At 61.7% G+C, this 13,051-nt stretch carries 11 protein-coding genes; 8 read left to right on the top strand and 3 right to left on the bottom strand.

The genetic code is table 11. The features are described from left to right. The first annotated feature begins 125 nt into the window (after window positions 1–125). Together FHT82_RS07315 and coaBC are read left to right on the top strand one after the other, a co-directional pair. Window positions 126–1,046: a DMT family transporter gene (locus tag FHT82_RS07315; RefSeq protein WP_183727852.1), complete on the top strand. Its 921-nt coding sequence runs from the start codon at window positions 126–128 to the stop codon at window positions 1,044–1,046. Between the two features lie 72 nt (window positions 1,047–1,118). Then, window positions 1,119–2,330 carry a bifunctional phosphopantothenoylcysteine decarboxylase/phosphopantothenate--cysteine ligase CoaBC gene (coaBC, locus tag FHT82_RS07310; RefSeq protein ID WP_183727850.1) on the top strand — a complete coding sequence of 404 codons (1,212 nt, stop codon included), beginning with the start codon at window positions 1,119–1,121 and terminating at the stop codon, window positions 2,328–2,330. Here coaBC and FHT82_RS07305 read toward each other — a convergent pair. Further along, entirely contained in the window at window positions 2,317–3,129 is an 813-nt protein-coding gene (locus FHT82_RS07305; protein WP_183727848.1) for a class II glutamine amidotransferase, read from the bottom strand. The genes coaBC and FHT82_RS07305 overlap by 14 nt on opposite strands. Window positions 3,130–3,677: 548 nt before the next feature. On the opposite strand from FHT82_RS07305, the gene FHT82_RS07300 reads away from it, so the two are divergent. The 5 genes from FHT82_RS07300 (at window position 3,678) to otsA (ending at window position 9,537) form a co-directional block, all read left to right on the top strand. Next, window positions 3,678–4,355: a FadR/GntR family transcriptional regulator gene (locus tag FHT82_RS07300; protein WP_183727846.1), complete on the top strand. Its 678-nt coding sequence runs from the start codon at window positions 3,678–3,680 to the stop codon at window positions 4,353–4,355. Next, a complete protein-coding gene (locus tag FHT82_RS07295) occupies window positions 4,352–5,638 on the top strand; it encodes an MFS transporter (RefSeq protein ID WP_183727844.1) in 1,287 nt (428 codons plus the stop codon). Before FHT82_RS07300 ends, FHT82_RS07295 begins: the two co-directional genes overlap by 4 nt. A gap of 100 nt (window positions 5,639–5,738) precedes the next feature. Beyond that, window positions 5,739–7,280, top strand: coding sequence for a carboxypeptidase (locus tag FHT82_RS07290; protein ID WP_183727842.1), 1,542 nt, complete (start codon window positions 5,739–5,741; stop codon window positions 7,278–7,280). Between the two features lie 48 nt (window positions 7,281–7,328). Beyond that, window positions 7,329–8,126, top strand: a complete 798-nt coding sequence (gene otsB / locus FHT82_RS07285) for a trehalose-phosphatase (protein ID WP_183727840.1) — start codon at window positions 7,329–7,331, stop codon at window positions 8,124–8,126. A 37-nt stretch (window positions 8,127–8,163) separates the two neighbouring features. Next, window positions 8,164–9,537, top strand: a complete 1,374-nt coding sequence (otsA, locus tag FHT82_RS07280) for an alpha,alpha-trehalose-phosphate synthase (UDP-forming) (RefSeq protein WP_183727833.1) — start codon at window positions 8,164–8,166, stop codon at window positions 9,535–9,537. 160 nt (window positions 9,538–9,697) lie between these two features. On the opposite strand, the gene FHT82_RS07275 is transcribed toward otsA, so the two are convergent. Beyond that, window positions 9,698–10,405 carry a glutathione S-transferase family protein gene (locus tag FHT82_RS07275; protein ID WP_183727831.1) on the bottom strand — a complete coding sequence of 236 codons (708 nt, stop codon included), beginning with the start codon at window positions 10,403–10,405 and terminating at the stop codon, window positions 9,698–9,700. Window positions 10,406–10,516: 111 nt separating this feature from the next. Between FHT82_RS07275 and FHT82_RS07270 the strand changes: the two genes are divergently transcribed. Continuing rightward, window positions 10,517–11,413: a LysR substrate-binding domain-containing protein gene (locus tag FHT82_RS07270; RefSeq protein ID WP_183727829.1), complete on the top strand. Its 897-nt coding sequence runs from the start codon at window positions 10,517–10,519 to the stop codon at window positions 11,411–11,413. On the opposite strand, the gene FHT82_RS07265 is transcribed toward FHT82_RS07270, so the two are convergent. Beyond that, window positions 11,414–12,997 carry a peptide chain release factor 3 gene (locus FHT82_RS07265; RefSeq protein WP_183727827.1) on the bottom strand — a complete coding sequence of 528 codons (1,584 nt, stop codon included), beginning with the start codon at window positions 12,995–12,997 and terminating at the stop codon, window positions 11,414–11,416. Window positions 12,998–13,051 lie beyond the last annotated feature (54 nt).

Here is a 13,051-nt window from a genome sequence, read left to right as displayed (position 1 = left end):
CCATGTCGAACGCCGGCCCTTGTTTAACCGTGTGATAGGGCATATTGGGCTAGACAACATCTCTCCGTGACTGCTCCCGATCCCTTTCCTGCCGGAGCCCGGTCCCCACCTCTTCGGAGTTTCACATGCTGATCGGCATCCTGTGCGGTCTTGCCACCTGTGCGCTATGGGGGCTGAGCTTCGTCGCCCCGCGCGTCGTCGCGCCCTATACGGCGATCGACCTGACGGTGGCGCGCTACGGGCTTTTTGCCGTCATCAGCCTGATCTTGATGATCAATCCGCGCTTTCGTCCAGTGGGTTTGCGGCGGTCGCTAGTTCTGACCGGCATTGCGCTCGGCAGTATCGGTTATGTCGGTTATTTCATGAGTATTTCCTATGCCGTGCATTACGCAGGCACTGCCATTCCACCGCTCGTCATCGGCACGATGCCTGTACTACTTGCCATCATCGCCAATCTCAAGGACCGGTCCATCGACTGGAGAACACTGGCAATACCGCTGATCCTGATAGGCGTCGGCATCGGCTGGGTGAATGTCTCGATCTTCGCCACGACATCCGCCAGCGATCAGCCGGAAATCCTGTTCGGCATCGTCGCCGCGCTGATCGGACTGGCGCTCTGGGTCGCCTATGGCATGATGAGCGCTGCGGTCATGCAGTCGCAGGATGCCCCAAGCGCCATGCACTGGACCGCCTTGCAGGGGATCGGCGCCGGCATCGGCGCACTCGTCCTCCTGCCCTTCACCTCGCTCGGGGAGACTGTCAGCTTCACCGGCACGCAGACTTTTCACTTCGTGCTCTGGGCAGCCGTCATGGGCATTGCCGGCTCATGGCTTGCCACGCTGTGCTGGATGATTGCCTCGCGCCTTCTGCCGCTGGCGCTTGCTGCACAGCTGATCGTTGCAGAAACCGTCTTCGGCCTGTTTTATGGCTTCCTGTTCGAGCAGCGCATGCCGACCGTAGCCGAGGCCGGCGGCGCGATCCTGCAGCTGATCGGCGTCGGCATGGCGATCGCGATCTTCACGGCGAAGCGGGTCAAACACGCCTGAGCGCCGGTGATTGCATGTTTTGCGTCAAAGGCTTAGGGTCTTACCCGTTCAAAGAAGCGGCGGGGAAAAACCATGGCTCTCAGCGGCAAACGCATCCTCATCATCATCTCGGGCGGCATTGCGGCCTATAAGAGCCTCGATCTCATCCGCCGCCTGCGCGAACGCGGCGCTTCCGTGCGCCCGATCATGACAAAGGGTGCACAGGAATTCGTGACTCCGCTTGCCGTCGGCGCACTTGCTGCCGACCATGTCTTCACCGACCTCTTTTCCCGCCAGGACGAACAGGATGTTGGCCATATCCGGCTGGCGCGCGATTGTGACCTGGTGCTGATTGCGCCCGCCACCGCCGACCTGATGGCGAAGATGGCGCATGGCCTTGCCGACGATCTCGCCTCCACCGTGCTGCTCGCCACCGACCGGCCGATGCTTGCGGCGCCGGCGATGAACCCGAAGATGTGGACGCATCCGGCGACAAAACGCAATGTCGAGACCTTACGGCGTGACGGTGTCCGCTTCATCGGCCCTATGGCCGGTGAGATGGCGGAAAGCCGTGAAGCCGGCACGGGCCGGATGGCCGAGCCTCTGGAGATCGTTGCTGCTGCCGAGGCGCTTCTCCATGATGGTCCGAAGCCGCTTGCCGGCAAGCGGGCGATCGTCACATCAGGCCCGACGCATGAGCCGATCGATCCGGTACGCTACATCGCCAACCGCTCCTCAGGCCGGCAGGGGCATGCCATTGCTGCAGCACTTGCGCAGCTCGGCGCCGATGTAACGCTGGTGTCCGGTCCGGTGACTATTCCCGATCCCGTCGGAGTCAGGGTGGTACCTGTCGAACGAGCCGAGGAAATGCGCGATGCGGTGCTTGCCGCCCTGCCCGCCGATGTCGCCGTGATGGTGGCTGCCGTTGCCGACTGGCGCGTCGCCTCGGCTGCCGATCAGAAGATCAAGAAACATCCGGGCGAATCCATTCCGACGCTGGCGCTGACGGAGAACCCTGACATTCTCAAGACCGTCGGTCATCACACGACGCGGCCGAAACTGGTGATCGGCTTTGCCGCAGAGACACAGGATATCGAGGCCAATGCCAAGCTGAAGCTGGAGCGCAAGGGCGCGGACCTGATCGTCGCCAATGACGTTTCACCATCGACCGGCATCATGGGCGGTACGCGCAATAGCGTAAAACTCATCCGCCGCGACGGTATCGAACAATGGCCCGATCTTTCCAAGGATGAAGTGGCAGAGCGGCTGGCCGCGCTGATCGCCGAACGGCTCATGCGGGAATAGAGACGGGCTCCGATCTTGCGGATGCACGCTTTTCGGGCTGGAAAGCCGTGATTTCCAAACCGTCGATGCTGACGGTCACGGCACTGCCATCGGGAATCTCCTGCCACGCATCGCCATCATCGTTCAGCGGCTCCGACACGAGGCAATATCCTCCGGCAAGCAGCGAGGCATAGAGCGTCGGCGCCTTGCGGTCGGTGGCATAGCGGACCGCATAAAGCGACTTGCCGTCCGAGAAGGCAGCGGTGAAACGCAACAGCACGGAACCCAGAATATTCTCCGCCAGACCTTCGACAAAGGCGATGGTTTGGGCCACAGCAGCGATCGGCGCGTCGCGCAGGCCAAACTGCAGTGCCAGCAGGAATAAAAGCTCGGAATCCGTCGTGCCGCTGCGAACGTTGAAAAGGTCATCGTCCAACATGGTTTCCATCGGCCGGCGCAGGCGTTCGAAGCCGGAAATCTGGCCGTTATGCATAAAGGACCAGGTTTCATGCGTGAAGGGATGGCAGTTGTCGCGCCGCGTGCCGCCGCCGGTCGCGGCCCGCACATGGGCAAGGAAAAGCGGCGAGCGGATCTGCCGCGCAAGGCTTTTCAGATTGCAGTCGGACCAGGCCGGCAGTATATCGCGGTAGCGACCCGGCTCCGGCCGGTCACCATACCAGGCAATGCCGAAGCCATCGCCATTCGTCGCCGTCTTGGCGCGGGTGGCGCAATGGGATTGCTCGATCAGGGAATGGGCGGGCGAAGATACCAGCTCCTCCAGATAGAGGGGGTCTCCGCGATAGGCTGCCCAGCGACACATGCTTTTGCTCCGGCCCGCCGCCTGCTGCGGCAGTAATGCTGAAAACGTCTTGGATTGTCTGATGCTACGGCTAACAAGGCCTTAACAGCCACCCGATTTGCAAGGCGAAGATGACGAATTCTTGACGACGGCCGAGATCACTTTCCGCAAAAACGATATGGATTTGCGTGATCGCGATGGCAGAAAGTCAGGCAATTGAACGACATAACCAGATGCCGGCTAAAAAGCAGCGATGCGCTTTCCTCTTGCATCTCAGAGGAAACAGCCTACCTTTGTGTCATCGTCAACGTAATGAAAGGAAGGTGATCCAATGTCTAGTGAGTTTTCGGACCTCGTAACGGGCATGGAAGTGGTGATGAAAGCGAGGCAGCCCTCGTTCTAAACCCAGCCTTCCTGGGACCGCATAAGACGGTCCGGCCAGTTACAGGCCAAACCTCATGGAAAGGGTCGCGAAAGCGGCCCTTTTTTATTGCCTTCATTGAGCCGTTGACGCTCGAGAGGAAAACCACTATTCATAAAGTCATCAGATGACTTTATGAATAGTGCTCATGCAGCCTCTCAACAAGACCAATCTTGCGGACACGGCCAGCGAAGCGATCCGCAGCGAGATCCTCGCCAAGCGCTGGGCTGTCGGCGAGAAACTGCCGAACGAAGCCTCGCTTTCTGCCATGCTGTCGGTCAGCCGCGGCACGGTGCGCGAAGCCGTGCGCGTTCTCGTCTCGCAGGGCCTCCTGGAAACGCGACAGGGCTCCGGCACTTATGTGCTCTCGATCACCGATAACAGCCTGCCGCTCGCCATGGCGCGGCGCGCCAGCCTGCGCGACCAGTTCGAGGCGCGCTGCGCGCTCGATGTCGAAGGCGCACGTCTGGCTGCCATCCGCAAGACGCCCGACGTCATCGCCGGGCTTCGCGCGCTGCTTGCCGAGCGTGGCAATTATGAAGGCGGCGATCCGGCAGGCTTCATCGAACGCGACCTTGCCTTCCACAAGGCGGTCATCGCCGCCTCCGGTAACCGGGCGATGATCGAGATCTATGATTTCTTCTCCACATCGATCGCAGAGACGATTGCCGCCACACTCGATAAGGCGATCCCCGAGCCCGACATGCAGGCGCATCAGGCGATCGTCGACGCCATCGAGACTGGCGATCCGGGCAAGGCCGATGCAGCCGTGCGCGACTTTATGGCGCCTGTCCTTTCCGCCCTCGACCGGATGCTTCTTTCATGACCATGTCCATACAGAACGTAGCGCTCGACGCCGTCGACGAGACGATGATCGATGCCGAAATCGACAGTGTGCCGACACCGCTGCCGCCGCAGAAGCAGAGCATGACTGCCCGCTTCCTGCTCGGTGCCAGCCTCGTGCTGATCGCGTTTAATCTGCGGCCGGTGTTTTCCAGCGCTTCCGCCCTGCTGCCGGAAATCCGTACCGAACTCGGCCTGTCGTCGCTCGGCGCCAGTCTTCTGACGACGCTTCCGGTCGTCTGCCTCGGTGCCTTCTCACCGCTGGCTCCTCGGCTTGCCCAGCGCATCGGCTCGGAACGGACACTGCTTGGCGTACTCCTGCTCTTGACGCTCGGTACGGCACTGCGCGGCCTTTCTTCCATTCCACTGCTCTTTCTCGGCACCGCACTTGCGGGTGCTGCGATCGCCGTCGGCAACGTGTTGCTGCCCGGACTGGTGAAGCGCGACTTCGCCGCGAATGCGGCTCTGATGACCGGCCTCTATACGATGGCGCTCTGCGCAGGTGCCGCAAGTGCTGCCGGCCTGACGCTGCCGATCGAACATGCGCTTGGCGGGTCGCTGGAAGGCGCGCTCGCCGTCTGGGCCTTGCCCGTTCTCGTCATTGGGCTGATCTGGCTGCCGCAGGTCATTGCGAGCGGTCGACAGCCGCGGCGCAGCGGCTTTCGTGTCGAAGGGCTCTGGCGGGACAAGCTCGCCTGGCAGGTCACGCTTTTCATGGGTCTGCAGTCGGCACTCGCCTATTGCGTCTTCGGCTGGCTGGTGCCGATCCTGCGCGAGCGCGGGCTTGATGGCGTTACGGCTGGCGGCATCGTTTCCGCTTCTGTCATGGTTCAGGCCGCGGCCTGCCTCGTCGTGCCGCACATTGCCGTGCGCGGTAAAGACCAGCGCCTTATCAACGTGACGCTCTGCGCTTTCGCCGTCGCAGCACTTCTCGGTCTGCTCTTCGCACCACTTTCCTCCGTCTGGGTCTGGGCTGTCCTGCAGGGGATCGGCCAGGGCGGGCTTATTGCCGCGGCGATGACGGCTATCGTGCTGCGTTCGCGCGATCCGCACGTGGCCGCTCATCTTTCCGGCATGGCGCAATGCGTCGGTTATCTGCTCGCCGCAATCGGCCCGTTCATCGTCGGCCTGATCCGCGGCTGGACGGGAAGCTTCGCCGGGTGCGCCGTGCTTTTCGTCGCGCTCGGTCTTGGTGCTGCCTTCAACGGATGGCAGGCGGGGCGCGCGCTGCATGTGAATGCGCGCACCATCGAGAAGGGCGAATAAGCCGGGCTCACTTGCGCATCACCATCTCTTGATCTCCATCGCAAGGGCGTGACTGCTAACCTATCTCAGCCGCAACCCGCACCTGCCGGAGGAGATATACTTGCGCTTTCGATCCCTGCTTTTCTTCGCCGCGCTGGCCGCCACACTCGCGCCTTCCCTCACTTTCGCGCAGCAGGAGGCCGGTGAACGCCGCGCGCCAGCCCAACAGAGCTCGGCCCGCGAGGGCGTGCTGAAGTTATTGCCGGCCGATTCCGTCACGGAACATGAGCTTACGACGGCCGATGGGCGCAAGATCGCCTATACTGCGACGGCTGGCACGATTGATCTCTTTGGCCAGGATGGCGGGCAGAACGCTGCAATTTTCTACACGGCTTACGTCGCCAAGGATGCCGAGCCGAATCGGCCGATCACCTTCGCCTTCAATGGCGGGCCGGGTGCGGCTTCCGCATTCCTGCATCTCGGCCTCGTCGGCCCGAAGGTGCTGGATTTCGGTCCTGATGGCCGTGACGGCGCAAATGCCAAGCTCGTCGATAACACGCATAGCTGGCTCGATTTCACCGATCTCGTGCTGATCGATCCGATCGGCACCGGCTGGAGCCGCACGATGAAGGCCGACGACGCCTCGAACTACTACAAGGTCGGCACTGACGCGCAGACGATGGCGAAGACGATCGCGCTTTACATCGCCCATAACAACCGCGCCAATTCGCCGAAATACCTGCTCGGCGAAAGTTATGGCGGTTTCCGCGCCGCCAAAGTGGCGTCCTCGCTGCAGGAGAGCCAGGGCATCATCATCGCCGGCACCGTCATGTTGTCGCCGCTGCTCGAAGGGCAGTTGATGTTCAATGCCGACCAGTTCGCGCTGGGTGCTGCACTGGAATTCCCCTCATTGGCAGCCGCCGAAGCCGACCGGCGCAAAAGCTTCAGCGAATCCGGCCAGCGCGACGCTGAGAGTTTTGCGCTTGGCGAATATCTCATGACGCTTGCCGGCCCCGCACCGACGGGCGATGCGGCAACGGCCTTCTACAACAAGATTTCCGGCCTTACGGGTGTTCCGCAGGATGTCGTCACCCGCAATCGCGGCTTCCTCGGCGATGCTTACGCCAAGCATTCCGGCAAGCAGACGGGCGAGGTGATGAGCCCATACGACGCTGCCTTCGCCACGCCCGACCCCTATCCGGAATCAGATTATGACCGGGGCGACGATGCGATCCTTGACGGCTTTACCCGGGCGTATGGCGGCGCCTTCGCCGATTACGCCCGCAACGAACTCGGCTTCAAGACCGAGATGACCTATACGCTACTCGAAAATGATATCAGCCAGCGCTGGGAGTGGGGCAGCGGTCGCGGCGGCGGTTCACGTTTCCAGGCAAGCGCCACCGATGATATCAGGCAGATGCTCGCTACCAACCCGTCCTTCCACCTGCTGATCGCCCATGGCTACAGCGATCTCGTGACACCCTACGGCGTCAGCCGCTACGTGGTCGATCATCTTCCGCCCTCGCTTGCGGGCAATCGCGTGTCACTGAAGCTCTATCGCGGCGGCCACATGTTCTATACGACCGCCGGCCAGCGCGTCGCTTTCACGGCGGATGCAAAGGCCTTTTATGCCGAGCATCCCGCCAGTCCTCCGGCGGATTGAAGGTGGTTGAGGGTTGCCGGAGGGCCGGGCTGACCTAGTTTCCCAAACATGGCAAACCGCAATCAGCTATCAGAAGCTCCGTCATCCGGCGGCGCTTCCCGGCAGGATAAAACCCTCTCCACACTCTCTTCCTATCTCCAAGACGGTGCACTCTTTCTCGATATCGACGGCACGCTCCTCGATCTCGCGCCGACGCCGGATGAGATATTCGTGCCGCCGTCGCTTCCGGCGCAACTCGACGCGCTGTCGCAGAAGCTCGGCGGCGCACTGGCTCTGGTGACGGGCAGAGGGCTTTCCTATGCCGACCGCCTCTTCACCCCCTTCCAGTTTCCCATCGCCGGCCTGCATGGGGCAGAGCGCCGCAGCCCTGACGGCAGCATCTTCAAGGTGGAGCCGACAGCCGAATTCGAGAGGCTGAAAATCGAACTCAGGGCAGAGACGGCAGGCTGGACCGGCATCCTCATCGAGGACAAGGGCGCGGCCGTCGCCGCCCATTTCCGCCTTGCGCCGGTGCGGCAGGCGGAACTTGCGGAGGTGATGCAGCGTTTCGCAAACCGCGCCGGACCGGACTGGACGCTGCAGCACGGCAAGATGGTTCTCGAAATCCGGCCCGCCAGGGCCAACAAGGGCGTTGCATTGGAGAGCTTTCTCGCAACGCCGCCATTCAACGGCCGCCATCCGATCGCCATCGGCGATGACCTCACAGACGAGGCGATGTTCGGCGTGGCGAACCAGCTCGGCGGATATTCCGTCCGCGTTGGCCCGCCGTCTGCAGGGACTGCCGCGCGCGGCACCCTGCCTTCCGCGGAAGCGGTCCGCGAGATCATCGCGAATTTTGCCAGCTGATTGAATTTGCAGTTATTTCTAATGAAAGGAATTTGTCATGAGCCGCCTTGTCGTCGTCTCCAACCGCGTCCCTGTTCCGGAGAAAAAAGGGGCCGCGTCCGCCGGCGGGCTTGCCGTGGCACTGGAAGCCGCGCTTGAGAAACGCGGCGGCATCTGGATGGGCTGGTCGGGAAAGATCGACGACGAGGGTGAACCCGGTCCGCTTTCAATCGAGGAACGCGGCAACATCACCTATGCGCTCACTGACCTGACATCCAAGGATGTCGACGAATATTACTTCGGCTTCGCCAACCGCATGCTCTGGCCGATCTGTCATTACCGGCTGGACCTTGCGGAATACGGGCGCACGGAGATGGCCGGCTATTTCCGTGTCAACCGCTTCTTCGCCCATCGGCTAGCGCCGTTGATCGAGCCTGACGACGTCATCTGGGTCCATGATTATCATCTCATTCCACTCGCCGCTGAGCTTCGGCAGATGGGGCTGAAGAACAGGATCGGTTTTTTCCTGCACATTCCCTGGCCGCCGGCAGACGTGCTCTTTGCCATGCCCGTTCACGAGGAAATCATGAGGGGGCTTGCTGCCTATGACCTCGTTGGCTTCCAGACCGATCACGATCTGGAAAACTTCGCAGGCTGCCTGCGCCGCGAAGGGATGGGCGACATGATTGGTGAAGGGCGTTTTACCGCCGGTGAGCGCCTGTTCCGCGGCGGAGCCTATCCGATCAGCATCGAGACTGCCGCCTTCGCCGAATTCGCAAGGAGAGCCGATAGCCATAGCATGGTGTTGAAGGCCCGCCATAGCATTGAGGATCGCAGCCTGATTATTGGCGTGGACCGGCTGGATTATTCCAAGGGGATCACCCAGCGCATCGATGCCTTCGAGCATTTCGTCACCAACAATCCGGCGCATCGGCGCAAGGTGACCTACCTCCAGATAACCCCGAAATCCCGCTCGGAAGTGCCGGAATACGAAGCGATGCAGCGGATGGTCGCCGAACAGGCCGGTCGCGTGAACGGCGCGCTCGGCACTGTCGACTGGGTGCCGATCCGCTATATCAACCGCTCCGTCAGCCGGCCGGTGCTCGCCGGTCTCTATCGGCTCGCCAAGGTCGGCCTCGTTACGCCGCTGCGCGACGGCATGAACCTCGTCGCCAAGGAATATGTCGCCGCACAAAACCCTAACGATCCGGGCGTGCTGGTTCTTTCCCGCTTTGCCGGCGCGGCGCGCGAACTGAACGGCGCCCTGCTCGTCAATCCCTACGACATCGTCGGCACGTCCAATGCACTAGCGCGCGGGCTCAATATGCCACTCGACGAACGTCGCGACCGCTGGCGGCGAATGATGGAGCATCTCCTGGAGCATGACGTTTCGCGCTGGTGCGACGATTTCCTCGGTGATCTCGCGGCCTGAATGGTTTGGCGGGCAAGCCCGCCGGCAGATAGGTTCGCAATCATAGGAAGTGGAGGAATCCTTGCTGGCCCCGCTTCGAAATGACTGGCTGGTGGAAATCGAAATCATCGCAGCCGCGTGAGAGAATGCCGCCCTGCCGGGACAGGGCAGCAAGGGACGATCAGGCAGCCCGGCGCAACAGACCAAGGGCCTCTTCGAGGTCGACCTCGCCCAGGAAGTTGCCGGTACTTTCGGCCTTTTCCTGATGCTCGATCGCATGAGCGAAACGAACGGCCGGTTCCTGCTGCATACGCTGATAGAGATCGTTCACTGCCGGAAACCGGCTGCGGTCGACGACCTCATGGAAGTCGTTCCAGCGCGCGATGCCGGTGAAATAGGCATCGGCAATGCCCGGCCCGCCGCCGAGCAGCCATTTCCGGCCGGCGAGTAGACGTTCCAGCGTGCGATGAACCTTCTCGACCCTCGCCATACCGTAAGCAACGAGGACCTCCTTCTCGGCAGGCTCCAATTCGTGTTCGACCGTGTGCCAGAGCGGGCTGAAGGCGTTGAAGAAGCTGGTATTCAGATAAGCGAGCATCTGGTTCAGCTGGTCGAACTCTACCGTGCCCTGGGCAAAGCCGAGTCCTTTATCGATCGAGTGCGCGCCGATGTAGTTGAGGATCGCCATGCTCTCGCTCAGCAGGCGGTCGTCCGGCAACAGCAGTGACGGCGTTTCGCCGACGGTATTGATGCGGCCGTATTCAGCGCCAGAGACGACTTCGGGCATCGGCACGCGGCAGAGACGGTACGGCAGGCCGGACCATTCCAGCGCGACGATGGAACCGAAGGAGCAGCCTTCCGGCACGCCATAGAACAATATGAGTGACATTATCGGGTCCTCTTTCATCAGGAATTGTTGACCCGGCCAATATGATTTCGTGGACGATAAAGTATCAGATGGCAATAATGCACCTTAAAGTCTATAAAACTGGAAGATAACATGGCCACCGCCTTCAATCTCAACGATCTTCATCTCTTCGTGCAGGCGGTGGAAAGCGGCAGCTTCACGGCTGCAGGACGTCATCTCGGCGTTCCGAAATCGACCATCAGCAAACGCGTCGCAGAACTGGAGGACAGGCTCGGCGTGCGCCTGATCCAGCGCACCTCACGCAGCTTTGCGCTGACGGATATCGGCAAGGACTTCTTCGAGCATGCGCAGGCCTCGATCATCGAAGCGGAAATAGCCGAGAGCATCGTGCGCAGTCGTCTGGGAGAGCCAAGCGGCACTGTGAGGCTGACGGCCGCCGTGCCGACGACGCAGTTCATGCTCGCCGAGCATCTGGCCGAGCTGACAGCGCGCTATCCAAAGTTGAAAGTGTCATTGCATGTGACCGACCGCTTCGTCGATATCGTCCAGGAAGGCTTCGATATTGCGCTGCGCAGTCACCGTTTTCCGCTCGGAGATTCCGCACTCGTACAGCGTCGGGTCGCAGTCCACCCGTTCCTGCTCGTCGCTTCGCCGGACTATATAGCGGAGTATGGAAGGCCAGAGCGACCCGGGGATATCGCCGATCACAGAGCGATCATGCCAAGTCTCTCCGAGGCGCAATGGCGTCTTATTTCTGATGATGGGGCTGAGATCGTCATAGCGCCTCAGCCCGTCATGGCGGCGGACGAACCGATGGTGCTGCTGAAAGCGGCCCTCGCCAGCATGGGCATTACCATTCTGCCCACTTCCGTCTGCCATGACGCGTTGCGTGACGGCCGGCTGGTGCGCCTTCTGCCCGGCTGGACGGCGGGCAGCATCAGCACGACGATCCTCATGCCGCATCGGCGCGGACAATTGCCGTCCGTGCGGGCGGTCGTCGAGTTCCTCGCCGAGCGGCTGGCGGGGTGATCAGGCGGCCTTGGCCGCGTGATATTCCTTGATTGCCACCATCTTGATCGCCGGATAGCGCTCCGCCTCGTAACGCAGCGAGAAACCATCCTGCGCCAGAAAGACCGGGTCGCCATCCAGATCGCGGGCGATATCGCCGCGCTTGACGGTCAGGAACTTGTCGAGGTCGGCGGGCTGGTCGGACGAGATCCAGCGGCAGACGGAGAAGCGCGACATTTCGAAGGAGACCGGCAGGCCGTATTCGGCCATCAGGCGTTCCTTCAGCACGTCGAGCTGCAGGGCGCCGACGACGCCGACGATGGCGGGCGAACCATCCTCTGGCTGGAAGAGCTGGACCACGCCTTCTTCAGCCATCTGCTGCAGGGCTTCCTTCAGCTTCTTGGCCTTCATGGCGTCTTCCAGACGGACGCGGCGCAGGATTTCCGGCGAGAAGTTCGGCACGCCCTGGAAGACCAGGCTCTCGCCTTCCGTCAGCGTATCTCCGATACGCAGCGTGCCGTGGTTCGGGATGCCGACCACGTCACCGGCAAAGGCCGTATCGGCCAATTGGCGCTGTGAGGCGAAGAAGAACTGCGGCGCGGTGAGGCCAAGCTGTTTGCCGGTGCGCGCAAGGCGCGCCTTCATGCCGCGCTCCAGCTTGCCCGAGCAGATGCGGGCAAAGGCGATGCGGTCGCGATGATTGGGATCCATGTTCGCCTGGATCTTGAAGACGAAGGCCGTCATCTTGTCTTCGGCGGCATGCACAGTGCGGATATCGGCCGTCTGGTCGCGCGGCGGCGGCGCGAACTCGCCGAGCGCGTTAATGAGATCGCGCACACCGAAATTGCGCAGCGCCGAACCGAAGAAGACCGGCGTCATATGGCCTTCGAGGAAGGCTTCCCGGTCGAAGGGACGGCAGGCTTCGATCGCCAGCTCGACTTCTTCGATGAAGGCATCGCGCTCGTTTTCCGGCAGCCGGCCGGCGACGCTCTGCGGACCGTTGACGGCGGTGACCTCGACCTCCGTATCGGAGCCGCGCACCGTGTTTTCCTTGAGATGATAGGAGCCGCAGAAGGTCTTGGAGCGGCCGATCGGCCAGGTGACAGGGGCCGTGTCCAGCGCCAGCTTCTCCTCGACCTCGTCCAGGATTTCGAAGGGATCGCGGCTTTCGCGGTCCATCTTGTTGATGAAGGTGATGATCGGAATGTCGCGCATGCGGCAGACTTCGAAGAGCTTCAGCGTGCGCGGCTCGATACCTTTTGCGGCGTCGATGACCATGACCGCGGCATCCACTGCCGTCAGCGTGCGGTAGGTATCGTCGGCGAAGTCTTCGTGACCGGGCGTATCGAGAATGTTGAAGACATTGCCTTCATACTCGAAGGTCATGACCGAGGTGACGACCGAGATTCCGCGTTCGCGCTCGATCTTCATCCAGTCCGAGCGGGTCTGCATGCGGTCCTTCTTCGCCTTCACTTCACCGGCAAGCTGGATGGCGCCGCCGAACAGCAGCAGCTTTTCGGTGAGCGTCGTCTTGCCCGCGTCCGGGTGAGCGATAATAGCGAATGTGCGGCGGCGGGAGACCGCCTCGGCGAGACTTTCGGCCATGATGTGAATCCTGTGGAATTGCCGCGTATCTAGCGATTAAAGCGCGCCATTGCA

The organism is Rhizobium sp. BK275 (assembly GCF_014193555.1).
In the GTDB taxonomy this organism is placed as follows: domain Bacteria; phylum Pseudomonadota; class Alphaproteobacteria; order Rhizobiales; family Rhizobiaceae; genus Rhizobium.
The sequence above is the reverse complement of the archived record's forward strand: the minus strand, read 5'-3'. Positions and strand labels throughout refer to the sequence as shown.